General features: G+C 73.8%; 22 protein-coding genes. 14 read left to right on the forward strand and 8 right to left on the reverse strand.

The genetic code is table 11. The features are described from left to right. Nucleotides 1-6: 6 nt before the first annotated feature. On the reverse strand, nt 7-936 hold the full coding sequence (locus ACFWV2_RS05545; protein ID WP_384402024.1) for a DUF3027 domain-containing protein: 930 nt from the start codon (nt 934-936) through the stop codon (nt 7-9). 364 nt (nt 937-1,300) lie between these two features. On the opposite strand from ACFWV2_RS05545, the gene ACFWV2_RS05550 reads away from it, so the two are divergent. The 4 genes from ACFWV2_RS05550 to ACFWV2_RS05565 all read left to right on the forward strand — a co-directional run bounded on the left by ACFWV2_RS05550 (nt 1,301) and on the right by ACFWV2_RS05565 (nt 4,933). Continuing rightward, a complete protein-coding gene (locus ACFWV2_RS05550) occupies nt 1,301-2,698 on the forward strand; it encodes an MFS transporter (protein ID WP_384402493.1) in 1,398 nt (465 codons plus the stop codon). Between the two features lie 75 nt (nt 2,699-2,773). After that, entirely contained in the window at nt 2,774-3,253 is a 480-nt protein-coding gene (locus tag ACFWV2_RS05555; RefSeq protein WP_384402027.1) for a DUF2771 domain-containing protein, read from the forward strand. Nucleotides 3,254-3,260: 7 nt separating this feature from the next. Next, nucleotides 3,261-4,046 (forward strand): futalosine hydrolase, encoded by a 786-nt coding sequence (locus ACFWV2_RS05560; protein ID WP_384402030.1) that lies wholly within the window; start codon nt 3,261-3,263, stop codon nt 4,044-4,046. Next, nucleotides 4,043-4,933, forward strand: a complete 891-nt coding sequence (locus tag ACFWV2_RS05565; protein WP_384402033.1) for a 1,4-dihydroxy-6-naphthoate synthase — start codon at nt 4,043-4,045, stop codon at nt 4,931-4,933. The genes ACFWV2_RS05560 and ACFWV2_RS05565 overlap by 4 nt, the downstream gene beginning before the upstream one ends. Before the next feature lie 22 nt (nt 4,934-4,955). Here ACFWV2_RS05565 and ACFWV2_RS05570 read toward each other — a convergent pair whose 3' ends face one another. Then, nucleotides 4,956-5,339 carry a cold-shock protein gene (locus ACFWV2_RS05570; RefSeq protein ID WP_384402036.1) on the reverse strand — a complete coding sequence of 128 codons (384 nt, stop codon included), beginning with the start codon at nt 5,337-5,339 and terminating at the stop codon, nt 4,956-4,958. A gap of 141 nt (nt 5,340-5,480) precedes the next feature. Here ACFWV2_RS05570 and ACFWV2_RS05575 point away from each other — a divergent pair, with 141 nt between their 5' ends. Then, nucleotides 5,481-5,759: a hypothetical protein gene (locus ACFWV2_RS05575; RefSeq protein ID WP_384402039.1), complete on the forward strand. Its 279-nt coding sequence runs from the start codon at nt 5,481-5,483 to the stop codon at nt 5,757-5,759. Here the strand turns inward: ACFWV2_RS05575 and ACFWV2_RS05580 are convergent. Then, a complete protein-coding gene (locus ACFWV2_RS05580; protein WP_384402042.1) occupies nt 5,747-6,394 on the reverse strand; it encodes an HAD family hydrolase in 648 nt (215 codons plus the stop codon). The two genes, ACFWV2_RS05575 and ACFWV2_RS05580, sit on opposite strands and share 13 nt — an antisense overlap. Nucleotides 6,395-6,509: 115 nt before the next feature. Here ACFWV2_RS05580 and ACFWV2_RS05585 point away from each other — a divergent pair, with 115 nt between their 5' ends. From ACFWV2_RS05585 to ACFWV2_RS05595, 3 genes are all read left to right on the forward strand, one after another. Further along, on the forward strand, nt 6,510-7,514 hold the full coding sequence (locus ACFWV2_RS05585; protein WP_384402045.1) for a FecCD family ABC transporter permease: 1,005 nt from the start codon (nt 6,510-6,512) through the stop codon (nt 7,512-7,514). 68 nt (nt 7,515-7,582) lie between these two features. After that, nucleotides 7,583-8,671 (forward strand): FecCD family ABC transporter permease, encoded by a 1,089-nt coding sequence (locus ACFWV2_RS05590; RefSeq protein ID WP_384402048.1) that lies wholly within the window; start codon nt 7,583-7,585, stop codon nt 8,669-8,671. Beyond that, nucleotides 8,668-9,486, forward strand: a complete 819-nt coding sequence (locus ACFWV2_RS05595; protein ID WP_384402051.1) for an ABC transporter ATP-binding protein — start codon at nt 8,668-8,670, stop codon at nt 9,484-9,486. Before ACFWV2_RS05590 ends, ACFWV2_RS05595 begins: the two co-directional genes overlap by 4 nt. A 77-nt stretch (nt 9,487-9,563) precedes the next feature. On the opposite strand, the gene ACFWV2_RS05600 is transcribed toward ACFWV2_RS05595, so the two are convergent. After that, nucleotides 9,564-10,709, reverse strand: coding sequence for a hypothetical protein (locus ACFWV2_RS05600; protein ID WP_384402054.1), 1,146 nt, complete (start codon nt 10,707-10,709; stop codon nt 9,564-9,566). 72 nt (nt 10,710-10,781) lie between these two features. On the opposite strand from ACFWV2_RS05600, the gene ACFWV2_RS05605 reads away from it, so the two are divergent. Beyond that, on the forward strand, nt 10,782-13,322 hold the full coding sequence (locus tag ACFWV2_RS05605) for a helicase-associated domain-containing protein (protein ID WP_384402057.1): 2,541 nt from the start codon (nt 10,782-10,784) through the stop codon (nt 13,320-13,322). A gap of 147 nt (nt 13,323-13,469) precedes the next feature. Beyond that, a complete protein-coding gene (locus ACFWV2_RS05610; protein WP_360794676.1) occupies nt 13,470-15,110 on the forward strand; it encodes a DNA repair helicase XPB in 1,641 nt (546 codons plus the stop codon). A 95-nt stretch (nt 15,111-15,205) separates the two neighbouring features. Here ACFWV2_RS05610 and ACFWV2_RS05615 read toward each other — a convergent pair whose 3' ends face one another. Next, nucleotides 15,206-15,394: a hypothetical protein gene (locus ACFWV2_RS05615; RefSeq protein ID WP_384402061.1), complete on the reverse strand. Its 189-nt coding sequence runs from the start codon at nt 15,392-15,394 to the stop codon at nt 15,206-15,208. Between the two features lie 241 nt (nt 15,395-15,635). On the opposite strand from ACFWV2_RS05615, the gene ACFWV2_RS05620 reads away from it, so the two are divergent. Further along, the gene (locus ACFWV2_RS05620; RefSeq protein ID WP_384402064.1) at nt 15,636-17,660 is read left to right on the forward strand and encodes a HelD family protein; all 2,025 of its coding nucleotides are present in this window, start codon (nt 15,636-15,638) and stop codon (nt 17,658-17,660) included. 107 nt (nt 17,661-17,767) lie between these two features. Then, nucleotides 17,768-18,340: a dihydrofolate reductase family protein gene (locus ACFWV2_RS05625; protein WP_384402067.1), complete on the forward strand. Its 573-nt coding sequence runs from the start codon at nt 17,768-17,770 to the stop codon at nt 18,338-18,340. A gap of 64 nt (nt 18,341-18,404) precedes the next feature. On the opposite strand, the gene ACFWV2_RS05630 is transcribed toward ACFWV2_RS05625, so the two are convergent. The 3 genes from ACFWV2_RS05630 to ACFWV2_RS05640 all read right to left on the reverse strand — a co-directional run bounded on the left by ACFWV2_RS05630 (nt 18,405) and on the right by ACFWV2_RS05640 (nt 21,350). Then, nucleotides 18,405-19,310: an aminoglycoside phosphotransferase family protein gene (locus tag ACFWV2_RS05630; RefSeq protein WP_384402070.1), complete on the reverse strand. Its 906-nt coding sequence runs from the start codon at nt 19,308-19,310 to the stop codon at nt 18,405-18,407. A gap of 317 nt (nt 19,311-19,627) precedes the next feature. Next, a complete protein-coding gene (locus ACFWV2_RS05635; RefSeq protein WP_384402073.1) occupies nt 19,628-20,317 on the reverse strand; it encodes a copper homeostasis protein CutC in 690 nt (229 codons plus the stop codon). Nucleotides 20,318-20,369: 52 nt separating this feature from the next. After that, complete coding sequence (locus tag ACFWV2_RS05640; RefSeq protein ID WP_384402076.1) at nt 20,370-21,350, reverse strand: hypothetical protein; 981 nt, start codon at nt 21,348-21,350, stop codon at nt 20,370-20,372. A gap of 183 nt (nt 21,351-21,533) precedes the next feature. Between ACFWV2_RS05640 and ACFWV2_RS05645 the strand changes: the two genes are divergently transcribed. Then, nucleotides 21,534-21,818 carry a heavy-metal-associated domain-containing protein gene (locus tag ACFWV2_RS05645; protein WP_384402496.1) on the forward strand — a complete coding sequence of 95 codons (285 nt, stop codon included), beginning with the start codon at nt 21,534-21,536 and terminating at the stop codon, nt 21,816-21,818. A 210-nt stretch (nt 21,819-22,028) separates the two neighbouring features. Beyond that, nucleotides 22,029-24,293, forward strand: a complete 2,265-nt coding sequence (locus ACFWV2_RS05650; RefSeq protein WP_384402079.1) for a heavy metal translocating P-type ATPase — start codon at nt 22,029-22,031, stop codon at nt 24,291-24,293. The last annotated feature ends 429 nt before the right edge of the window (nt 24,294-24,722 follow it).

The raw sequence follows: 24,722 nt of genomic DNA on the forward strand, positions 1-24,722 counted from the left end.
GGGCGGCTACGAGTGGCCCAGGTCCTCCGAGAAGTCGTCCGGTTCCGTCGTCGAGCCGGAGTCCTTGGGCGGGCGGAGGGGGAAGGCGTCCGTGGCCATCGAGTCGTGGACCGGGGGCGCCGGGCGGGGCGGGGTCGGCATGATCGCGGCTTCGGAGTGGCCTCCGCAGCCGTACGCGAGGGAGACGACCCGGCCGTCGGCGGGGGCGAACTCGTTGGCGCAGACGCCGAAGCCCTGCTTGAGGGAGCCGGCGAGCGGCACGAGGAAGGCGCAGGACTCGCAGGTGGCGGGGGCGGCCTGGGCCATCGGGGTGCGGGGGCCGAAGGCCTCGTCCCAGCGGTCGGCGGCCAGGTGGAGGCCGTACCGGGACAGGACGCGGGCCCGGCGGAAGCCGAGGTCCTCGGCGACGGCGGCGATGGCGCCGCGCGAGGGCACGCGGGTGACGATCTCCGCGTCCTCGACGTCGAGGTGGTCCGTCAGCTCCTCGGACAGCGCCGAGTTCGGCGGCGGCGCGTCCTCGCCGGTGTAGCCGGGCTCCAGGCGCAGGTCGTCCTCCTCGGTGGGGAGGAGGTCGCCGGGGCCCATGTCCCCGGGGCGCAGCCGCTCGCTCCAGGGCACCCACTCGGGGGCGAGGAGGGCGTCGGAGCCGGGCAGCAGGACGGTTTCGTCAAGGGTGATGTTCTTGGCGCGGGAGGCGCGGGTGACGGTGACCGCCCAGCGCCAGCCCCGGTAGCCGGGTTCCTTGGACTCGAAGTAGTGGGTGACGACGCGGTCACCCTCCGCGACGACTTCGACGTGTGCGCCGACGATGCCGGGGGCGGCCGCCTCCTCGGCGGCCTCCCGCGCGAGGTCTACGGCCTCGGCGCACAGGCGGTCGGGGATACGCGTGGCTCGCGGGGTACGCGGGGTACCGCTTCGCGTCGTCGCAGCACTCACAGGTCTCGCTTCTCTCCTACGCCGTCTCACGGGTGCGCCGGCCGAGGGGCGGGAGCGAAGCCACGGGCGGCGGGCGGAGCGGACCTGTGGGCCGCATCGACGTCCGCGCACCCGACGTGTCTCGCTTGTCTCGGGCACACCTATCGTCATCCATTCTGCGGGATGCCGAAGAGGCGCGCGGCCGAGAGCTTCCGCCGGTGACGCGCTACGCACGCTACCCCGTTCGCGGGCCTCAGCCCACCTGCCCGCCCCAAGTGGCCCGGATCACGGGTGGCCGCAGGGCCCGCCGGGGCGGGTCCGAACCCGTCGGCGGGGCACCTCCGGGGCGTCTCGTCCGCCGCGCCACGGTTCGTCCGGCGTGCGCGTGGGGCACTATGACGGGGTGGCAGCCGCACGGTCTCCCGCACGATCCGAAGATCATGCCGGACCGCTCCGCCGAGCGGGCCGGTTGGTCGGTCGTGCCCTGCACCTGCCGTTCACGGGGACGGCGCGGGGCATCAGGAAGGCCACGCACGCGCACGGGGCGGGCGAGTCCGGGCTCGGGAAGCTGATCGAGCTGCACGCGGTGAACGGCGCCGGGGACGTCATGATCACGGTCGCTCTCGCGTCCACGGTCTTCTTCTCGGTGCCGACGGACGAGGCCCGGGGGCGCGTGGCCCTGTATCTGGCCGTCACCATGGCGCCCTTCACGCTGCTCGCCCCGGTGATCGGTCCGCTTCTGGACCGCATCCCGCACGGGCGGCGGGCGGCGATGGCGGGGGCGATGCTCACCCGCGCGGTCCTCGCGATCATGATGTCGGGGGCGGTGGCGACCGGAGGGCTCGAACTGTATCCGGCGGCGCTCGGCGTCCTCGTGGCGTCGAAGGCGTACGGGGTGGTGCGCAGCGCGGTCGTGCCACGCCTGCTCCCACCGACGTTCTCGCTGGTCAAGGCGAACTCGCGGGTGACCCTCGCCGGGCTGCTCGCGACGGGGGTCGCCGCGCCGATCGGCGCGGGGCTCCAGATGGTCGGGCCGGGCTGGCCGCTCTACGGGGCGTGTGCGCTGTTCCTGCTCGGGGCGTTCTGGGCGTGGCGGATGCCGCCCAAGGTGGACTCGGCGAAGGGTGAGCGGCGGGCGCACCTGCTGACGCACGGCGAGAAGAGACCGAGCCTGCGGACGGTGGGGCCGTCGGTGCTGCACGGTCTGGCGGCGAACGCGGCACAGCGCATGCTCTCGGGTTTCCTGATCTTCTTCCTGGCGTTCCTGCTGCGGGAACACCCGCTGTCGGGGCAGAGCGCCGCCGTGTCGCTGGGCATCGTGGGCGTGGCGGCGGGCGTGGGCAACGCGTGCGGGACGGCGGTCGGGTCGCTGCTCCGGGACCGGGGCCACGGTCCCGAGGTGATCATCGCCACGATGATCAGCGTGGTGCTGGGTACGGCGGTCTGTGCGGCGGTGTTCTTCGGCGGGGTGATGGTCGCCGTCCTGGGCGCGGTCGCCGGCCTCACCCAGGCCCTGTCGAAGCTGTCCCTTGACGCGCTGATCCAGCGGGACGTGCCGGAGGTGGTGCGGACGTCGGCGTTCGCGCGTTCGGAGACGGCCCTGCAGATGGCGTGGGTGGTGGGCGGGGCGATCGGTATCGCGCTGCCGCTGAACGGGACGCTGGGCATGGCCGTCGCGGCCGGGATCCTCGGCCTCGGCGCGCTTCTCGCGGTACGCGGCCTGCTGGGCGCGGCCCGCCGCCGGCCGGGGTCGGAGGGCCGTCCGAAGGCCCGGGTGGCGTAGGCCCGTCCCGGACCGGAGGGCGGCACGCCGTACCCCCGCGTGGCGCGGACGCGGCGGCCCGATAGCCTTCGGCTCATGACCGTTGCGTTCTTCTCCGGCTCGCGCCGCCGGGCCGCCGTCGCCCTCGGGGCCGTCTCCGCCGGGCTCCTCGTACTCTCCGCCTGCGACAAGCCGACTCCGCTCGCGACCCTGACGGTCGGGACCGACTCGGTCCACTCCGAGGCCGCCTGCTACAACGACGGCGACGCCATCAAGGAGTCGCAGATCCAGCAGTGCCTCAACAAGAAGGCCGAGAAGTCCATCTCCGTGGCGATGGACGACAAGATCCGCTTCGGGGTCGACCCCGAGATCGCGGACAACGGCTGGACCATCTTCCTCGGCGGCCAGCAGGCCGAACCCGAGCCGTACAAGAAGACGTACCGGACCATTCCGGCCAGCGCCTTCTTCTCCAGCCAGACCGGCGAGGCCACCGACAAGGCCCAGGTGACCATCGTCGAGAACACCGGCAAGAAGCTGACCGGTGTCTGGCACTTCCAGCTGAAGAAGGAATCCTGATCCTCCGGTGCCCCACCGGATCCTGATCGTGACGGCCGTGGCGGCGGAGGCGGACTCCGTCACCGCCGGCCTCGGCCTCGACGGCCCGGAACTCCTTCCGCTGCCGGGGGGTCTCGTGCTGCGCCGTCACAGGGACTCCGTCCCCCGCCCCGCCAGGGGCGATGCCCCGGCCGACGTCCAGGTCGACGTCCTGGTCGGGGGGGTCGGTCCGGCCGCCGTGGCCGCGTCGACCGGGACCGCTCTGGCGTACGCGTCGCTGACCGGAAGCGGCGCGGGCCGCCCTTATGACCTGATCGTCTCCGCCGGGATCGCCGGCGGATTTCCCTCCCGCGCGCCCGTCGGCTCCGTCGTCGTCTCGGCGTCGATCGTCGCCGCCGACCTCGGCGCCGAGACCCCCGACGGCTACCTCGCCGTGGAGGAGCTCGGTTTCGGGCGGTCCGCGCATCCCGTGCCGGAGGCCCTGACCGGCCGTATCGCCGCCGTCCTGGGCGCCGGGGGCCTGCCGCACACCGTCGGGCCCGTGCTCACCGTCTCGACCGTCACCGGTACCGCCCGCCGCGCCGCCGCACTCGCGGAGCGCCGTCCGGGGGCCGTCGCCGAGGCGATGGAGGGCTTCGGCGTCGCCGAGGCCGCCGCCGCGTACGGCGTCCCCGTCGTCGAGATCCGGGCCGTGTCGAACGCCGTCGGGCCCCGGGACCGGACCGCCTGGCGCATCGGCGAGGCCCTGGAATCGCTGGGGCACGCCTTCCGGCTGCTCGGCAAGACCGTCTTCGTGGAGCTGGAGCCGTCGTGACCAAGCTGAAGATCGCCTACTCGCCCTGCCCGAACGACACGTTCGTCTTCGACGCCTGGGCCCACGGCCGCGTACCCGGCGCCCCCCGCCTCGACGTGACCTTCGCCGACATCGACGTCACCAACGGCTGGGCGGAGAGCGGCACCGACACCCACGACGTCCTGAAGGTGTCGTACGCGGTGCTGCCGTGGATCCTCGACGAGTACGCGCTGCTGCCCTGCGGCGGCGCCCTCGGCCGCGGCTGCGGGCCGCTGGTCCTCACCCTCCCCCACTCCCGGCTGCGCACGAGCGGGGGGACCCCCCTGGCCGGGAACGGCGCCGATCTCGCGGGGAAGACCGTGGCGGTGCCGAGCGAGCGTTCCACCGCGTACCTGCTGTTCCGGCTGTGGGCGGCGGAGAACGTGCCCGGCGGGGTCGGGGACGTCGTCGTGATGCCGTTCCACGAGATCATGCCCGCCGTGCGCGACGGGAAGGTCGACGCGGGGCTCGTCATCCACGAGGCCCGCTTCACGTACCAGAACTACGGCCTGCACTGCCTCGCCGACCTGGGCGAGCACTGGGAGTCCACGACCGGCCTGCCGATCCCGCTCGGCGCGATCGTCGCCCGCCGCTCGCTCGGCGCCGAGACGCTCCAGCGGCTCGCCGGGGCCGCCCGGGCGTCGGTACGGATGGCCTGGGACGACCCGGCCGCCTCACGGCCGTACGTCCTGGAGCACGCGCAGGAGATGGACCCCAAGGTGGCCGACCAGCACATCGGCCTCTACGTCAACGAGTTCACCGCCGACCTCGGCGAGCACGGCTACGCGGCGGTCCGGGGGCTGCTCACCCGCGCCGCGGCCGAGGGACTCGTACCGCCCCTCGGCCCGGACGCGCTGTCGTTCCCGTAGGGCCGGGTCCGCCGCGCCCGCCCTACACGTCGAGCTGGTCGGCGACCGCCCGCAGCAGCCCCGCGATCTTGGCGCCCTGGGTCTTCTCCGGGTAGCGGCCACGCTCCAGCATCGGCGTGATGTTCTCCAGGAGCGTCGTCAGGTCCTGCACGATGGACGCCAGTTCGTCGGGCTTACGGCGCTGCGCCGCGGCGACGGACGGCGTCGGGTCGAGAACGACGACGGACAGCGCCTGGTCACCCCGCTGACCTGCGACGACGCCGAACTCCACCCGCTGACCCGGCTTCAGTGCGTCGACTCCGGCAGGGAGCACCGACGAGTGGACGAAGACGTCGCCGCCGTCGTCACGGGAGAGAAAGCCGAAGCCTTTCTCGCTGTTGAACCATTTGACCTTGCCGGTAGGCACGTCTGTCCTCGTCCTCGTCCTCGTCGATGGGGATAGCGAACAGCGGGTCGACCGCCCCGCCGGCACCAAGGCTAATGGTCCGGAGGCCGGTGACAAGACGTCGCCGATGTGTTCCTGTGGCCTGGGAACTACCCTGGCGGGATGCGTAGTGAAACCCCCGCCGCACCGGTGAACGACAGCGCCCCGGGTGACGGCCTCGTCAAGGCCGGTGTCGTCGTCTTCGCCGTCGGCGCACTGGCGACGCTGGTCACCGTGGCTCCGCTGTTCCTCGGCACCGATCCGTTCCCCACCGTCGCGTACTGCGTCTCCATGCTGATGGGGGTCGGCTTCGCGCTGGCCGGCGCCGGGGTGCTGCGGTCGATCGCCGCCCAGCGGCGCCAGGCCCGGGGCGGGCAGGCCGCGCCCGCTCAGGCCAGGTAGCCCTCCCACCAGGCACGGAAGTCCGTCAGGTCCGCCAGGACCACGTCCGCGCCCGCCTCCTTGAGCTCCTCGGCGGTGCAGGGGCCGGTGGCGACGGCCACCGAGAGGGCGCCGGCCTTCGCCGCGCCGCGGACGTCACCGAGGTGGTCGCCCACGTACACCTGGGCGCCGTGGGCGCGCAGGGCCTCCGCCTTGCCCTCGGCCCACAGGCCGCCGGCGACCGCGTCCGGCTCCATGCCGAGGTACGTGAGGTGCAGTTCGGCGTGCGGGCCGTTCTTCGCGGTGACGACGATCGTGCGGCCGCCCGCCTCGCGGACGGCTGCGATGGCGTCCCGGGCGCCCGGCATCGGATGCGAGGGCGCGATCGCGTACGCCGGGTACAGCGCCCGGTAGCGGGCCGTCATCTCCGTGACGTGCTCCTCGGGGAACCAGTACGCCATCTCGTGTTCGAGAGGCGGACCGAGACGGGTCACGACGAGGTCCGCGTCGATCACGGCACCGGTGTCGGCCGCGAAGGCCTCCCAGGCCGCCTTGATGCCGGGGCGGGTGTCGATCAGCGTCAGGTCGAGGTCGAAGCCGACGGTGAGCGGGGACGCGGGCGGGGGCGGGGTCGCGGGGGTCGTCATGGGGCCCATTCTGGGGGACCTCCGGGCCGGTCGTCCCCAGGTGGGTGCTGCTTACACTGAGGCGGGCCTCACCGGCCGAGCCGTACCGAACCCGCACCGCCGCCGCACCACCCGATGGGTCCTGATGCCAGCCGCTTTCCGTACCAGACGGGTCCTCGCGACCTCCGCGGCTCTCGTCGCCCTCCTCCTCGCCGTCCTCCTCAGCCTGGCCGTCGGCGCCCGCGCCATCGCCCCGTCCACGGTGTTCGACGCGCTGCTGCACGGCGGTACCAGCCCCGATGCCGAGGTCGTACGGCAGCTCCGCGTCCCCCGGACCCTCATCGGGCTGATGGTCGGCGCCGCGCTCGCCCTCGCCGGCACCGCGCTCCAGGGCATCACCCGCAATCCGATCGCCGACCCCGGCATCCTCGGCATCAGCCAGGGCTCCTCCGTCGGCGTCGTCCTCGCCATCGCCTTCTTCGGGGTGCACAGCCTCACCGGGTACGTGTGGTTCGCGTTCGCCGGCGCCGCGCTCGCCGCCGTCGCCGTCCACGCCATCGCCTCCAGCGGGCGCGGCGGGGCCACGCCCGTGAAGCTGGCGCTCGGCGGGGCCGCGATCAACGCGCTGCTGCTGTCCGTCACCACCGGAGTCCTCACCACGAGGGCCTCCGCGCTCGACGAGTTCCGGTTCTGGCAGATCGGCTCCCTCGACGGCCGTGACGCCCAGCTCGTCGGCCAGATCTGGCCCTTCCTGTTCGTCGGCGCGGTCCTCGTCGTGTCCGTGGCGCGCGGGCTCGACGCGCTGGCGCTCGGCGAGGACGTCGCCAAGGGGCTGGGGCAGCGGGTCGCGACCGTGCGGATCGTCGGCGGGGTCGGCGCGACCGTCCTCACCGGGGCGGGCGTGGCCGCCGCCGGGCCCGTCGCCTTCGTCGGCCTCGCCGTCCCGCACATCGCGCGGGCCGTCGTCGGCTCCGACCACCGCTGGGTCCTGCCGATGGCCGCCGTCATCGGGCCGGTGATGCTGCTCGTGGCGGACGTCGCCGGGCGGGTCGTGTTCCCGCCGGGCGAGGTGCCGGCCGGGGTGATGACCGCGCTCATCGGCGTTCCGTTCCTGGTCACCCTGGTACGCCGGAAGGCGGTGCCGGCGTGAGGACGACCCGAACGCCGGAAGGCGGGCCCGACGGGGGCGTGAGCCGTACGCCGGAAGGGGGTGCCGGTGTGGGCACGGCCCTCCCGCCGGAAGGCGGTGCCCGCGTGGGCGCCGTCGGGCTCAAGCCCGACGGGTACGGGCTCGTCCGGGTCCGGGGGGCCTCGTTCCTCGTCCACCGGCGCTCCGCCCTCGTCGCCCTGGGCCTGCTGCTGCTCCTGGCCGCGGCCTGCGTCGCGTACCTCTGCGTCGGTGAGCGGTTCGTCGCGCCCGGCGAGGTCGTCCGCATCCTGCTCGGGCAGGATGCCCCGTCGACGTTCGTCGTCGAGGAGCTGCGCGAGCCCCGGCTCGTCGTCGCCCTCGCCGTCGGCGCCGCCTTCGGTGTCGCCGGCGCCCTCATCCAGACCGTCGCCCGCAACCCGCTCGCCAGCCCCGACATCATCGGCATCAGCCAGGGCGCCGGAGCCGTCACCGTCGCCGCGATGACCTTCGGCCTCACCTCGTACACCGTGCTGCCGTACCTCTCCATCGCCGGCGGGGTGCTCGCCGCCGCGCTCGTGTACGCGTTCGCCTGGCGCGGCGGGCTGCACGCGACCCGGTTCGTCCTCATCGGCATCGGCTTCGCGATCGCCCTGCGGTCCCTCACCACCCTGTTCATGACCAAGGGCGACTACCTCGTCGCCCAGCAGGCGCAGATCTGGATGACCGGCTCCCTCAACGGGCGCGGCTGGGACGAGTCCGCGCCCGTCCGCTGGACGCTGCTCCTCCTGCTGCCCGCCGTGCTGTGGGCGGCCCGCGCCCAGCGGACCGTGTCCCTCGACGACGACACGGCGACCGCGCTCGGCGTACGGCTCGGCCGGGTCCGGCTCGGGCTCGTCGCCGTCGGCGTCGTCCTCGCGTCCGTGGCGACCGGGGTCGCGGGGCCCGTCGACTTCGTGGCGCTCCTCGCCCCGCAGATCGCCCGCCGCATGACCAGGACCGCGCAGATCCCGCTGCTCTGCTCGGCGCTCACCGGCGCCGCGATCGTGGTCCTCGCCGACCTGCTCGGCCGTCGGCTCCTCTCCCCCGTCGAACTGCCGGTGGGAGTCCTCACGGCGGCGATCGGCGCCCCGTATCTGATCTGGCTCATCGTCCGGAGCCGTACGGAAGGCAAGGCATGACGAGCAGGCTGACCGCGCGCGAGCTGACCCTCGCCTACGAGGACCGCACCGTCGTCCACGAACTCGACCTCGCCGTCCCCGACGGGAAGGTGACCGTCATCGTCGGCCCCAACGCCTGCGGTAAGTCCACCACCCTGCGGGCCCTCGGCCGGCTCCTGAGGCCGGCGGGCGGCGCGGTCCTCCTCGACGGTGAGGAACTGGCGAAGCTGCCGACGAAGGCGATCGCCCGATCCATCGGGCTGCTGCCGCAGACCCCCGTCGCGCCCGAGGCGATCACCGTCGCCGACCTGGTGTCGCGCGGCCGGCAGCCACACCAGGCCTGGTGGAGGCAGTGGTCGGAGGAGGACGAGCGGGCCGTCTCCGACGCCATGGCCCGTACCGACGTGACCGCGCTCGCCGACCGGCCCGTCGACGCGCTCTCGGGCGGTCAGCGACAGCGGGTGTGGATCGCGATGGCTCTCGCCCAGGAGACGGACCTGCTCCTCCTCGACGAGCCGACGACCTACCTGGACATCGCGCACCAGGTGGAGGTCCTCGACCTGGTGCGCCGCCTCAACCGCGTACGCGGCCGGACCGTCGTCCTCGTCCTCCACGACCTGAACCAGGCGGCCCGGTACGCCGACCACCTGATCGCCATGAAGGCGGGGCGGGTGGTCGCGGAGGGCCCGCCGGCGGAGATCGTCACGGAGGAGCTGGTACGGGACGTCTTCGGCCTGACGTCGATCGTCGTCCCTGACCCGGTGACGGGGTCACCCCTGGTGGTGCCGGGGGCGCCGTGGGGGGCGGGGGTGGAAGTGGAGACGGGGGCGGGCTGAGCGCGGGGACGGCTGGGAGGCCCGGCACCGCGCCCGCCCCGGCGGGGTGGGCGCCGGGGCGGGGTGCGCCCGGCGGTTCAGTGCCTTCTGGCGCGCCACAGCAGGAACAGCGCGGACGCGATCGCCGCCCCCCGGAGCGTCCACGGCCAGGTCTCAGAGATCGCCGCGCCCATCGCCTCTCCCCCCGCCGTCACCGGTTCGCCCCAGCGGCCCTCCACCCGGCCCCACAGCCAGGCGACGCCCGACGCGGCGGCGAGGCCCGGGATGACCAGGACGGCGGTCTTGACCTCACCGGGGGTCAGGCGGCGGGAGGCGTACGCGAGGAGCCAGCCTCCGGCCAGCGCGATCAGCGAGCCGAAGACGGCGCCGCCGAGCAGCAGGAGCGCGGCGAGGAGGACGAAGGGGCTCCGGACGCGGAGACGGGAGACGGGCGCGGCGGCCTCGGGCGCCGGTTCGGGCTCCGCCACGGCGGCCTCGCGCCTGCGGCGTCGGGGGATACGGGCGAGGCGGCGGCGCCCGCCCGGCCCGGGCGACTCCCCCTTCCCGTCCGCCCCGCCTGCCCCGGCCCCGGTCTCGTCCTCGTCCGGGGCAGGCGGTTCGAAGAGGTCCGGGCGCTCGACCCCGCCGACGAACCCCGCGAAGCCCTCCCCCGGGTCGGCGGCGTCGGAGCGCCACCAGTCCGGCTCGACGGCGGCGACGCCGTCACCCGCCGCGCCGTCCCCGGCCATGCCGTCAGCCGCCGCGCCGGACCTCGCCACGGCGGACCCCGGCCTGGCGGACCGCGGCGCAGCGGACCCCGACCTGGGGGACCTCGCCGCAGCGGACCCCGGGCCGGCGGACCTCCGCGCCTCGCCCGACCGCGCCTCCCCGCCCGGCCCCGCCGCCTCGCCCGGACCTCCCGCGTCCTGCCCCGCCGCCGCGGACCCCGGTCCGGGGTCCGCCCGCCGTGCCCCGCGCGCCCGCCCGCGCGGCTTCGGGACGGACGGTGGTTTTCCGGGGGCGCCCGCTCGTTCCACCACCTCGTCCGGTGTGCCGAGGGCGCCGAGGATGCCTCGTACCGCCGTCGGGCTCTCCTCGCCGTTCGTGGCGCGCTGCCGGTCGATCTCGTTCCGGAGCGTCGACACCAGCCGCATCCGGTCGTTCGCCGGCAGCTGGCGCTGCTGGGCCAGGTCGCCGACCCGGCTCAGATAGTCGTAGACCAACTGGTCGCTCTCGATCCCCACGGTGCCCCTCCACGGCCGGTTCGCCCGGTACGGCCCGACGTTAGCGCCTGGACAGCGGCTAACGTGGGGCGGATGGGGATCGGTGAGCTCGACCGGGAGGCGCACGTGCCCGAGGTAACTGGCGCCGCCGCGGCGCCCCGCACACTCGCGGAGGCGCTGCGCGCACGGGGTGACGAGGGGCTCGCCGCGTTGCTGCGGGCCCGGCCGGACCTGGTGAGTCCCGTGCCGAACGACCTGACGCAGCTCGCGACCCGGGCCGGAACGCGGGGTTCGGTGGTGCGGGCCCTGGAGCGGCTCGACCGGTTCGCCCTCCAGACGGCGGAGGCGCTCGCCGTCGGCCCGGACCCGACCCCGTATCCCGTACTCCTGGCGTTGCTGTCCGGCGACGAGGGGGATCCGGAGATCGAGGCTGCGCTGCCGGGCGCGGTGGCGATGCTGCGCGAGCAGGCGCTCGTGTGGGGTGAGGACGACCGGCTGCGGCTGGTGCGGACGGCGCGGGAGCTGCTGGCGCCGTCGGCGCAGCATCCGTCGCCGACGGGTCTCGGGCCGACGGTCGCGGAGGCGACGTCGGGGATGTCGCCGGGCCGGGTGCAGGAGATCGTCGCGGCGGTCGGGTTGCCGGCGACGCACGATCCGGTGTCGGCGGTGGCGGTCCTGACGGAGCTGTTCACGGACCGGGCGCGGATGGGCGCGCTGCTCGACACGGCGTCCCCCGAGGCGTTGGCGGTTCTGGACCGGCTGGTGTGGGGTCCGCCGTACGGCGAGGTGACGGCGAACCCGGCGCCTCCGGTGCGCTGGCTGCGTGACCGGGGCATGCTGCTTCCGGTGTCGGCCCGGACGATGGTGCTGCCGCGTGAGGTGGCGTTGCATCTGCGGGGCGGTCGGGCGCACCGGTCGCCGGAGCCGGTGCCGCCGGCGCTGGGGGTGGTGCGCGAGTACCGTCCACAGGTGGTGGACAGTGCCGCGGCCGGGCAGGCGCACGTGGCGCTCGCGACCGTCGAGGAGCTGCTGAAGTCCTGGGACAGGGGCGGCCCGCAGGTGCTGCGCGCGGGGGGTCTCGCGGTGCGGGACCTGAAGCGGACGGCGGCGACGCTCGACGTGACGGAGGAGACGGCCGCGTTCTGGCTCGAACTCTGTTACGGGGCGGGGCTGCTGGCCTCGGACGGGGAGGCGGACGAGCGGTACGCGCCGACGCCGGCCTACGACCACTGGCTGGACCTGCCGCCCGCCGAGCGGTGGGCGCTGCTCGTCACGCCGTGGCTGACGGCGACCCGCACGGCGGGGCTCGTCGGCGGGCAGGACGCGAAGGGCCGTACGCTCGCCGCGCTCGGCCCCGATCTGGACCGGGCGCCGGCGCCCGAGGTCCGGCACCGGGTGCTCGCGCTCCTGGCGACGCTGGCGCCGGGGTCCGCCGTCGACCCGGAGACGCTGTTCGCCCGTCTCCGGTGGGAGCGGCCGCTGCGGGGGGCGGCGCAGGCCGCGTCGGAGGGCGACGGCGTCGGGGCCGGGGATCTGCGGTCGCGGCTCGCGCGCTGGACGCTCGCCGAGGCGGAGTTCCTCGGGCTCACGGGCCGGGGCGCCCTGTCGGGTCCGGCACGGGCACTGCTGAACCTGCCGCTCGCGGAGGCAGCGGCGGCCACGGCTCCGGGCGGTGGCGTCGAGCTGTCGGTGGCGGCCGACCGGGCGGCGGCCCTCCTGGCGCCGCTGCTGCCCGAGGCCGTCGACCACGTCCTGCTCCAGGCCGATCTGACGGCGGTGGCGCCGGGGCCGCTGCGGCGCCCGCTCGCCGACGCGCTCGCGGTGCTCGCGGACGTGGAGTCGAAGGGTGGCGCGACGGTCTACCGGTTCACACCCGGGTCCGTGCGGCGGGCGCTCGACTCCGGCCGGACGGCGTCCGACCTGCACGACTTCCTGAAGGCGCACTCGCGTACGCCGGTCCCGCAGCCGCTCGCGTACCTCGTCGACGACGTGGCGAGACGGCACGGGCATCTGCGGGTGGGGGCGGCGTCCGCGTACGTGCGGTGCGACGACGACACGGTCCTCGGCGAGATCCTGGCCGACCGGCGGTCCGCCCCGCTCGGGCTGCGCCGCCTCGCGCCGACGGTCCTCGCGGCGCAGACGGACCCGACGTCGCTGCTCGACGGGCTGCGGTCGATGGGGTACGCGCCGGCCGCCGAGTCCGCGGAGGGCGACGTCCTGATCACCCGCGCCGACGCGTACCGCACGCCCCCCCGTACGGCTCCGGTGCCGGTGCCCGACGGGCCGCCGGCACCCGACACGACGCTGCTTGGCGCGGCGGTCCGGGCGATCCGGGCGGGCGACCGGGCGTCGACGGCGGTACGGAAGGAACCGGCGGCGGCGACGGCGGCGGGTGCGCTCCCCCGCACCTCCGCCGCCGAGACGCTCGCGACCGTGCAGGCCGCCGCGATGACCGGCTCGGCCGTGTGGATCGGTTACGTCAACGCGGACGGCGCGGCGAGCCAGCGGGTCATCGCCCCGGTCCGCGTGGAGGGCGGTTTCGTGACGGGCTACGACCACACGGCCGACGAGGTCCGCACGTACCCGCTGCACCGCATCACGGGCGTGGCGGAACTGGCCGACGACCAGGTGTGAGGGGCGGTCCTCGTCAGCGGCGGGGTGGGGACGTTCCCGGCGCCCGCGTGCTCGTCCACGGTGCTCCCCGTGCTCGGGTGCGCGCATCAGGCACACTGGAGGATTGGCCGTTACGGGAACGGCACGGTGTCGGAAGGACCTGATCACGTGAGTGGACCGCTCATCGTCCAGAGTGACAAGACCCTGCTCCTGGAGGTCGACCACGAGCTCGCCGACGCCTGCCGCAGGGCCATCGCGCCCTTCGCGGAGCTGGAGCGGGCCCCTGAGCACATCCACACGTACCGGCTGACGCCGCTCGGGCTGTGGAACGCCCGGGCCGCCGGGCACGACGCCGAGCAGGTCGTCGACGCGCTCGTCGAGTACTCCCGCTATCCCGTGCCGCACGCGCTGCTCGTCGACATCGCCGAGACGATGGACCGGTACGGGCGGCTCACCCTGTCCAAGCACCCCACCCACGGGCTCGTCCTGACCAGCACCGACCGGCCCGTCCTGGAGGAGATCCTGCGGTCGCGGAAGGTGCAGCCGCTGGTCGGGGAGCGGATCGACGCCGACACCGTCGTCGTGCACCCCTCGGAGCGCGGGCAGATCAAGCAGACGCTGCTGAAGCTGGGCTGGCCGGCCGAGGACCTCGCCGGGTACGTGGACGGCGAGGCGCACCGGATCGACCTCGCGGAGGACGGCTGGGCCCTGCGCCCGTACCAGAAGCAGGCCGTCGAGGGGTTCTGGCACGGCGGTTCCGGGGTGGTCGTGCTGCCCTGCGGTGCGGGCAAGACGCTCGTCGGGGCGGGGGCGATGGCGCAGGCCAAGGCGACCACGCTCATCCTCGTCACCAACACCGTGTCCGCCCGGCAGTGGAAGAGCGAGCTGGTGAAGCGGACGTCGCTGACCGAGGACGAGATCGGCGAGTACAGCGGGACGCGGAAGGAGATCCGGCCGGTCACCATCGCCACGTACCAGGTCCTCACGACCAAGCGGAAGGGCGTCTACCCGCATCTGGAGCTGTTCGACTCCCGGGACTGGGGCCTCATCGTCTACGACGAGGTGCATCTGCTGCCCGCGCCCGTCTTCAAGTTCACCGCCGACCTCCAGGCCCGGCGGCGCCTCGGCCTGACGGCGACCCTGGTGCGGGAGGACGGGCGGGAGTCCGACGTGTTCTCGCTGATCGGGCCGAAGCGGTTCGACGCGCCGTGGAAGGAGATCGAGGCGCAGGGCTACATCGCGCCCGCCGACTGCGTCGAGGTCCGGGTCAACCTGACCGACTCGGAGCGGCTCGCCTACGCGACCGCCGAGGCCGAGGAGAAGTACCGCTTCTGCGCGACGACGGCGACGAAGCGGAAGGTGACGGAAGCGCTGGTGAAGAGGTTCGAGGGGCAGCAGATCCTCGTCATCGGGCAGTACATCGACCAGCTCGACGAGCTGGGCGAGCACCTGGACGCGCCGGTCATCAAGGGCGAGACGTCGAACGCGCAGCGGGAGAAGCTCTTCGACGCGTTCCGTACCGGCGAGATCAGTGTGCTCGTGGTGTCGAAGGTCGCGAATTTCTCCATCGACCTGCCGGAGGCGACCGTCGCGATCCAGGTGTCGGGCACGTTCGGTTCGCGGCAGGAGGAGGCGCAGCGGCTCGGCCGGGTGCTGCGGCCGAAGGCCGACGGGCACCAGGCGCACTTCTACTCGGTGGTCGCCCGGGACACCATCGACCAGGACTTCGCGGCGCACCGCCAGCGGTTCCTGGCGGAGCAGGGGTACGCGTACCGGATCGTCGACGCGGACGAGCTGCTGGCGCCGTGAGGTGACCGGGGTCGGGGCCGTCGGGTCGGGGCCGTCGGGTCGGGGTCGGGGCGCCGTGAGGCGGCCCTCGTCAGGGCCCGGCCGCGCGTCCCCCGTCAGTCGGGCTCCGATGCGTACCGGGGGCGCGGGTTCCTGACCCCGGCCTCCGGTGGGCCGTAGTCGCCGAGGAGGGTGACTGCGGCCGCGGCGCCGCCGAAGGCGCGGATCGCGCGCAGGGCGGTGCCGAGGGGGCGGACGCGGGGGCGGGGGATCGAGGTCACGAGGGTGAACGTCGTCGCGGTCATGCTTCCATGATGGAATCCGGACATTCCGAACACATCGGCCTGGGGGTGGAACCGGGGTCCCCCTCACGTCGGACCTTGCCCCCTACGGGTACGAACGGCCGAAAACGATTCGCGGCCCGCTCCCGCGCGGAGTTACACTCGCCAGCTTCCCCGCCTCCCTCCTTGTGGAGCGCCGCCGCCCGGTCGGAAACCGGCGGCCACCTCGACGTGTCCGCGTATCCACCTGCCCGGAGGCTTCACCGTGCCCGTTTCCGACGATCCCCTCGCGCGTGAGCGCGCCCATCTGACCTCGTCCCGTGCCGCTCTGCGCGCGATGCGCGAGGACGTCGAGGCGCTCGACATCAAGGACGTCACGGCGAACTGGGTCAACTCGCTCGCGCTCGGGCGGATGATCGAGGACCGCATCAAGGCGCTGGCCGACCTCTCCGACCTCCCGCTGTTCTTCGGGCGGCTCGACTACCTGCACACCACGCAGGAGGGGCAGCGCTTCTACATCGGGCGGCGGCACGTCCACGACGCCGACGGCGACCCGATGGTGATCGACTGGCGGGCGCCGGTATCGCAGCCGTACTACCAGGCGTCGAAGAAGGACCCGCAGGACGTCGGGCTCCGTCGCCGCTTCGGGTACACGGGCGGCGAACTCACCGCGTACGAGGACGAGCACCTGTCAGACCCGGACGAGCTCGAGAAGACCAGCCGGCTGCTTCAGGCGGAGATCGAGCGGCCCCGTGTCGGTCCGATGCGGGACATCGTCGCCACGATCCAGCCGGAGCAGGACGGGATCGTCCGCTCCGGCCTCTCGGGGACCGTGTGCGTGCAGGGAGGCCCCGGTACCGGGAAGACGGCCGTGGGCCTGCACCGGGTCGCCTACCTCCTCTACGCCCACCGCGAGCGGCTCGCCCGCACCGGCACCCTCGTCATCGGGCCGAACCGGTCCTTCCTCCACTACATCGAGCAGGTCCTGCCCGCCCTCGGCGAGTTGGAGGTCAGCCAGGCGACGGTCGACGACCTCGTCGGGCACGTCGAGGTGCGGGGGACGGACGAGGCGGCGACGGCGGTCGTGAAGGGCGACGCCCGGATGGCGGAGGTGCTGCGGCGGGCGGTCCGCTCGCACATCGCGCTGCCGAAGGAACCCTTGATGGTGGTGCGGGGTTCGCGCCGCTGGCGAGTGCCCGCGCACGAACTGGAGGAGATCGTCAGGGAGTTGATGGAACGCGACATCCGCTACGGGGCGGCCCGTGACGCGCTGCCGCAACGGATCGCGCACGCCGTCCTCGTCCGGATGGAGCAGGCGGGCGAGGCGCCCGACGACCGGGTGCAGAACACGGTCGCCCGGAACCCGGCGGTGAAGGCCGTCGTCAAGGAGTGCTGGCCGCCGGTGGAGCCGGCGAAACTGGTGCTCAGGCTGCTGAGCGACCGGGAGTTCCTCGCGGAGCACGCGGAGGGCCTGCTGACCGAGGACGAGCAGAAGCTGCTGCTCTGGGCGAAGCCGGCCCGGAGCGTGAAGACGGTGAGGTGGTCGGCGGCGGACGCGGTCCTCATCGACGAGGCGCGGGACCTGGTGGAGCGGACCCACTCGCTCGGGCACGTCGTCCTCGACGAGGCGCAGGACCTGTCCCCGATGCAGTACCGGGCGGTGGGCCGGCGCTGCACGACCGGGTCGGCGACGATCCTCGGCGACCTGGCGCAGGGGACGACGCCGTGGGCGACGGCGAGCTGGGCGGAGGCACTCGGGCACCTGGGGAAGCCGGAGGCCGTGGTGGAGGAGCTGACCGCCGGTTTCCGCGTGCCGCGTGAGGTGATCGCGTACGCCTCGCGGCTGCTTCCGCACATGTCGCCGGGGCTCGCGCCGGTCGAGTCCGTACGGGAGAACCCCGGGTCGCTCGTCGTGCGCCGCACGGACACGCTGGACGCGGACGTGGTCGCGGCCTGCGCCGAGGCCCTGGAGCACGAGGGTTCCGTCGGCCTGATCGCGGCGGACGCGCGGATCGCCCCGCTGGCGGAGGCGCTCACGGCCGCCGGTCTCCCGTACCTCGCGCCGGGCGAGGAGACGACGGCCGAGTCCCGGCTGACGCTGGTCCCGGCGTCGCTCGCGAAGGGCCTGGAGTACGACTACGTGGTCCTGGACGACCCGGCGGCGGTCGTCGACGCGGAACCCGACGAACGCACGGGCCTGCGCCGTCTGTACGTGGCCCTGACGCGCGCCGTGTCGGGCCTGACCGTCGTCCACTCGGCGCCGCTGCCGGAGCAGTTGGAGCGGGGATGATCCGCGCGGCGCGACCTCGCGGAGGACCGGTGAGTTTCCCCGTCGTCTCCGGTCCTCAGTGATAGTTGCTGCTGAGCACCAGTCATGATCCGAACGGGAGAACCCAGATGCGCACCCTGATCAGTTCCGCCTTCGTCTCGCTCGACGGCGTCGTGGAGGCCCCCGGCGGGGAGTCCGGCTACCGGAACGCGGGCTGGACCTTCAAGGACATGGAGTTCCTCCCCGAGGCGTACGGCATCAAGGGCCGCGAGCAGGAGGAGGCCTCGGCGATGCTGCTCGGGCGGGTCAGCTACGAGGCGTTCAGCGCGGTGTGGCCGGACATGGAGGACTTCGCACAGTACAAGGCGATGCCGAAGTACGTGGTGTCCACGACCCTCACCGAGGACGGCCTCGTCGACAACTGGGGCGAGACCGCGATCCTGCGCTCGCTCGACGAGGTCGCCGCGCTGAAGGAGACCGAGGGCGGGCCGATCATCATGCACGGCAGCGCGAGCCTCAACCGCGCGCTCTCGGACGCCGGGCTCATCGACCGCTACCACCTGCTCGTCTTCCCGCTCCTGCTCGGCGCGGGCAAGCGGCTGTTCAGCGGCACGGACAAGGACGCGCAGAAGCTGAAGCTCGTCGAACACGAGGCGTACGCCAACGGGATGCAGCTGAACGTCTTCGACGTCGTCCGCTGACCCTGAGCCGAGAGGTCGCGGAGCTGAGGGGTCGCGGTCCTGGGCGGGTCCCGGACCTGCGGGGTCAGAGCGTGGCGTACTCCGCGAGGGCCTCGGTGCGGGTGCGGTGGGCGACGGCCGCGAGGACCGGGTTCGTATCGCGGTAGTCGTGCTCGGTCACCAGGCCCCAAGCCAGGGCCCAGCCCCGCCCGCGCGCCCAGGTCGCGTCGTCGGCGCGGGCCGCCTCGCGGAACAGCGGGCGGGTGTCCGCCGTGAGCAGGGTCCAGGCGGGCATCATGTCGCAGGCCGGGTCGCCGGTGCCGAGGCCGCCGAAGTCGATGACGGCGCTGAGCCGGCCGTCGCGGCCGAGCAGGTTGCCCGGCAGCAGGTCGCCGTGGACCCAGACGGGAGCGCCGTCCCACTGCGGGAGCCGTAGGACCGACTCCCAGGAGGCAGTGGCCAGTTCCGCGTCGACCAGGCCGGCGGCCCCGAGGTCGCGGACGGCGCGCGGCAGGTCGCCGTCCTCCCAGTCCGTGACGGGGCCGCCCCGGAAGGACGGCGGTCCCCCGCTCGCGTCGACGGTACGCAGGGCGGCGCCGAAGCGGCCGAGTTCGACGGCCGCGTGGGCGAGGTCGGTGAGCGGCACGTCGTACGTGTCGTCCCCGTCGAGCCACCGGTAGACGGACCAGGGCATCGGGAAGTCCGGTCCCGCCCCGGCCCGCCCCACCGGGACGGGGACGTCCAGCGGCAGGTGCGGGGCGAGCCGGGGCAGCCAGCGCTGCTCCTTCTCGACCTGTCCGACCGCGTCCGGGACGCGGGGCAGCCGTACGACGAGGTCGTCGCCGAGCCGGAACATGGCGTTGTCCGTGCCGGCGGAGTCCACGGCCCGAACCGCGAGCCCGGCCCACTGCGGAAACCGGTCGGCGACGAGCCGCTCGACGAACACGGTGTCGATGTCGAGTGCGCCGGATCGCATGGGGGTGGCTGCCATACGGGGCAGGCTAGCGACCGTCTTCCGCCCCCGGCGAGGGGTTATCGGCGGGGGCGGAGGGCGGCGCCGGGCGGGGTGGACGGGCGCGTCCGGACCCTGCGGGCCGGGCGGGCCGGCCCCGGGCCCGGACCGGCGCGAGGAGTCGGGCGGGCCGGTCCGGCGCGAGGAGTCGGACGGGCCGGCGCGCGGTGTGGGCCCGGCCCGGGCGCGAGGAGTCGGGCGGGCCGGTCCGGCGCGCGGTGTGGGCTCGGCCCGGCGCGCGGTGTGGGCTCGGTCCGAGGGTCCGGCCGTCTCTGCGCGGTGGGTCAGGTCTCAGGTCAGGCGTCGAGGGCCTCTCGCCAGACGCGGACCGCGTCCGCCGAGACGGGGGCCGTCCAGCCCTGGGGGCGGGCCGCGCCGCCGATGTGGAAGGCGTCGAGGCCGGCCGCCCGGAGTTCCGGGAGGTGGTCGAGGCGCAGGCCGCCGCCGACGAGGATCTGGGCCTCGTAACCCGGCTCGCCGGACCGGGCGGCCTCGGCCGCGAGGGTGGTCATGCCGTCGTCGACGCCGGTGGCGGCGCCCGCCGTGAGGTAGGTGTCGAGGCCGGGGAGGTCGGCGAGCCGCTTGCGGAGTCCGTCGCGGTCGGCGGCCCGGTCGATCGCCCGGTGGAAGGTCCAGCGGGCGCCTTCGAGGGCCGCGATGAGCCGCTCGACGGCCACGAGGTCGGGTTCGCCGTCCGGGGTGAGGAAACCGAGGACGAACTCGTCGGCGCCGGCTTCGCGCAGTTTGAGGGCCCGCCCGACGAGGGCGTCGACGTCCCCGGCCGCGAATCCGTCGGTGAGGCGGAGCATCACGCGCAGCGGGATGTCGACGGCGGCGCGGATGGTGGCGAAGCCGATCCGGGACGGCGTGAGCCCGTCCGCCGCCATGTCGCTGACGAGTTCGAGCCGGTCGGCGCCACCGGTCTGGGCGGCGACCGCGTCTTCCTCGTCGAGGGCGATCACCTCAAGGACTGCACGGTTGCTCATCGAGGCCCATTTCTCCATAAATGACGGCTACAGGTCTAGTCCAATGACCAGCCTAGCCGTGCGAGTGGTCTTCCGCATCGTGCCCCGCCTCCCCGGCTGCGGGAACATCCGCCTTCGCGCTGCCCGTGGCGACCGTGAAGGCCGCCGTGCGGACCTTGCCGCCGTGCTGGAAGTCGAGGAACAGGCGGTAGGTGCCGGGGCTGGGCGCCGTCGCCGTGAAGGAGACGTCCGGGCCGGGGCCGCCGTCGTTCGGGTGCACGTGGAGGTAGGCGAGGTCGCCGCCGCGCAGGGCGACGAGGTGCCCGTACGCCCCGAGGTACGGCTCCAGGTCGGTGACGGGCTTGCCGCCCTTGGTGACGGTGAGCCGCAGTTCGCCGGCCTTGCCGGGGTTCAGGGTGCCGCCGAGCCGGACCTGGTAGCCGTCGACGGTCGCGGTCGGGTTCACGGCGGGCAGCGGCTTCGGCGCGTACGCGCCCGGGACCGCGAGGTCCGCACCGAGCGTAATGCCCTTGGCTCCGGGCGCGGCGGGCTTGAAGTCCGCGAAGGCCTTGTATCCGCCGGCGGCGGGGAGGTCGACGGGGGTCGTCCAGGTGCCGTCCGGGGCCTTCACCGGGTGCAGGTGGCGGAAGGTGCCGAGGTCGCGCGAGGCGACGATGAAGTGCAGTTCCTTGCCGTGCTCGGTGGCGAAGGCGGTGACCTTCCGGCCGGCCGCGTCCTTGACGGAGAACTTCAGGACGCTCCGGCCGACGGCGGGTGTCGGGGTCTCCAGGACCAGGGTGTAGCCGTCCTGGGAGACCTGGAGGCCGCCGGGGAGGTTCGCGGCGGCCGGGGTGCCCGTGGCCGCGCCTTCGTCGTGGCCCGCGTGCCCGTCGGCGGCGGCGCTCTTCGAGGGGGCGGGCGCGGTCGCGTGGTCGCCGTGGTCGGCCTTCTTCGGCTCCTCGACGGGGCCGACGCCCCTGCCGACCCCGTACGCGGTCCCGAAAGTCGCGGCGAGCGCGGCGGCGAAGGCGGTGATCCTCAGTCCGGTGTTCATGACTGCTCTCCCGTGCGTGGGTGGCGTGGTGAACCGTTCGATGCACTTCACCATACCCCTGGGGGGTATCAAGTCAAGTCGAGCGGGCGCTTGCGTCAGATACCACCGGGGGGTATACATGGACTCACGACCGAATACCCCCCAAGGGTATCTGGTGAAGTGGAACCGACCGAGGAGGAAGCCATGGGCTCCTGCTGCACCCCTGACAACAGCTGCTCGACCACCACGGAGACCACCGCCGTCGCGGTCGCCGACAGCACCGTCACGGTCTACGCCGTCTCCGGCATGACCTGCGGCCACTGCAAGACCGCGATCACCAAGTCCGTCGGCGTGCTCGACGGCGTCATCTCCGTGGACGTCGACGTCACCGGCGGCCTGGTGACCGTGACGACGGGCGGCGAGCCCGACGACGCCGCGATCACGGCGGCGGTCGACGACGCGGGCTACGACCTCACCGGCCGCGCCTGACCCCTGGTCCCCCCTCGACCGCCGGGGCCCGCCCACCACGCCTACGAACGCTTCACCCCGGGACCGGCGCGTGAGCCGAAGGGCGCGCCGGGGGAACAGGGACGAGCGCGCGGAACCTCCCGAGGAACGAGGGAGGCGAGCACGGTCGTCCCTGTGAGCCCGGCCGAAAGCGCCCGGAGGTGAACCGAGCCCAAGAAAGAGGAGCAGGAAATGACCACGACCACTCCGGGCACCGCCCAGGTCGAGCTCACGATCGGCGGCATGACCTGCGCCTCGTGCGCGGCCCGTATCGAGAAGAAGCTCAACCGTATGGACGGGGTCGAGGCCACCGTCAACTACGCCACCGAGAAGGCGAAGGTCACCTTCGACGCGGACGTCGACGTCGCCGACCTCATCGCCACCGTCGAGGCCACCGGCTACACCGCCGCCGAGCCCGCGCCCCCGAAGTCCGAGACCCCCGACGGCGGCGGCCCCACCGACGAGGAGAAGGCGGACGAGGAGCTGCGGCCCCTCAGGCAGCGGCTCGTCACCGCCGTCACGCTCGCCGTCCCGGTCATCGCGATGGCGATGGTCCCGGCGTTCCAGATCGAGTACTGGCAGTGGCTGAGCCTCACGCTGACCGCGCCGGTCGTCGTGTACGCCGCGTGGCCGTTCCACCGGGCCGCCTGGACCAACGCCAGGCACGGCGCCGCCACGATGGACACGCTCATCTCGGTCGGCACGATCGCCGCGTTCCTGTGGTCCCTGTGGGCGCTGTTCTTCGGCACCGCCGGTACGCCGGGGATGACCCACCCGTTCGAGTTCACCATCGCCCGCAGTGACGGCGCCGGGAACATCTACCTCGAAGCCGCGGCCGGCGTCACCGCCTTCATCCTGGCCGGCCGGTACTTCGAGGCCCGCTCGAAGCGCAAGGCGGGCGCCGCGCTCAAGGCGCTGATGCAGCTGGGCGCCAAGGAGGTGACCGTCCTCAGGAACGGCCGCGAGGTCACCGTACCGACCGCCGAACTCCAGGTCGGGGACCGGTTCCTGGTTCGCCCGGGCGAGAAGATCGCCACCGACGGCACCGTCGTCGAGGGCTCCTCCGCCGTGGACGCCTCCATGCTCACCGGCGAGTCCGTACCGGTCGAAGTCGGGGTCGGCGACTCCGTCACCGGTGCCACGCTCAACGCCGGCGGCCGCCTCGTCGTCGAGGCCACCCGCGTCGGCTCCGACACCCAGCTCGCCCGCATGGCGAAGCTCGTGGAAGACGCGCAGAACGGCAAGGCCGCCGCCCAGCGCCTCGCCGACCGCATCTCGGCCGTCTTCGTCCCCGTGGTCATCGCCCTGGCCCTCGGCACCCTCGGCTTCTGGCTCGGCACCGGACAGGGCCTCACGGCCGCGTTCACCGCCGCCGTCGCCGTCCTGATCATCGCCTGCCCCTGCGCCCTCGGCCTCGCCACCCCGACCGCCCTCATGGTCGGCACCGGGCGCGGCGCGCAGCTCGGCATCCTCATCAAGGGACCCGAGGTCCTGGAGACGACCCGCAAGGTCGACACGATCGTCCTGGACAAGACCGGCACCGTCACCACCGGCCGGATGACCCTCATCAAGGTCCACACCGCCGAGGGCGTGGACGAGAAGGACGTCCTGCGCCTCGCGGGTGCCCTTGAGCACTCCTCGGAGCACCCGATCGCGCAGGCCGTCGCCACCGGCGCCGCCGCGAAGGTGGGGACGCTCCCCACGCCCGAGGACTTCGCGAACATCCCCGGCCTCGGCGTCCAGGGTGTCGTCGAGGGGCACGCCGTCCTCGTCGGCCGGGAGAAGCTCCTCGACGAATGGGCGATGGCGCTCCCCGCGGGTCTCAAGTCCGCGAAGGACGAGGCCGAACGGGCCGGCAAGACCGCCATCGCGGTCGCCTGGGACGGCCGGGCCCGCGCGGTCCTGGAGGTCGCGGACGCCGTCAAGGAGACCAGCCCCGAGGCGATCCGCCGGCTGCGCGCGCTCGGCCTGACCCCGATCCTGCTCACCGGCGACAACAAGGCCGTGGCCGAGGCCGTCGCCGCCGAGGTCGGCATCGACGAGGTCATCGCGGAGGTCATGCCGCAGGACAAGGTCGACGTCGTCAAGAAGCTCCAGGCGGAGGGCCGTTCGGTCGCGATGGTCGGCGACGGCGTCAACGACGCCGCCGCGCTCGCCCAGGCCGACCTGGGTCTGGCGATGGGCACGGGCACGGACGCCGCCATCGAGGCCGGCGACCTCACCCTCGTACGGGGAGACCTGCGGGCCGCGGCCGACGCCATCCGGCTCTCCCGCAAGACGCTCGGCACGATCCGCTCCAACCTCTTCTGGGCCTTCGCCTACAACGTCGCCGCCCTGCCGCTCGCCGCGGCCGGACTGCTCAACCCGATGATCGCGGGCGCCGCCATGGCCTTCTCCTCCGTCTTCGTGGTCGGCAACAGCCTGCGCCTGCGGGGCTTCCAGGCCGCCGACCGCTGACGACCCGTCCTTCCCGGTCCATCTCCGAGGGGCCCGCCGCGGCCGGTCACGGACAGCACGAGGAAGAGCCTGATCGGCGCCCTCTCCGACACCGACCCGCGGATGTCGGGGAGCCGGCGAGAGAAACCTCCGCCCGGGCCGAATCCTTTCCGGGCCGCCCCGGCTCTTATCCGCGTACCGGCCGAACGGGCCGGTGGAACCGGGAGGGAACACTCATGATGGTCACCGGCCTCGTCGTGATCGGAGCGCTGCTCGTGGGGGCGTGCGCCTGGCACCTGACACGGCGCTACCGGGGACGGAACTGACCGGCGTACGGGGAACGGGTGGGACCAGCGCATGAACCGACGCTTTCCCTGGCCGGACGAGCGGCTGATCAAGGCAGCTCAGGACGGCGACATCACGTCGCTCACCACCGTCGTCATGGAGTCG

It is taken from the genome of Streptomyces sp. NPDC058671, from assembly GCF_042716475.1.
In the GTDB taxonomy this organism is placed as follows: domain Bacteria; phylum Actinomycetota; class Actinomycetes; order Streptomycetales; family Streptomycetaceae; genus Streptomyces.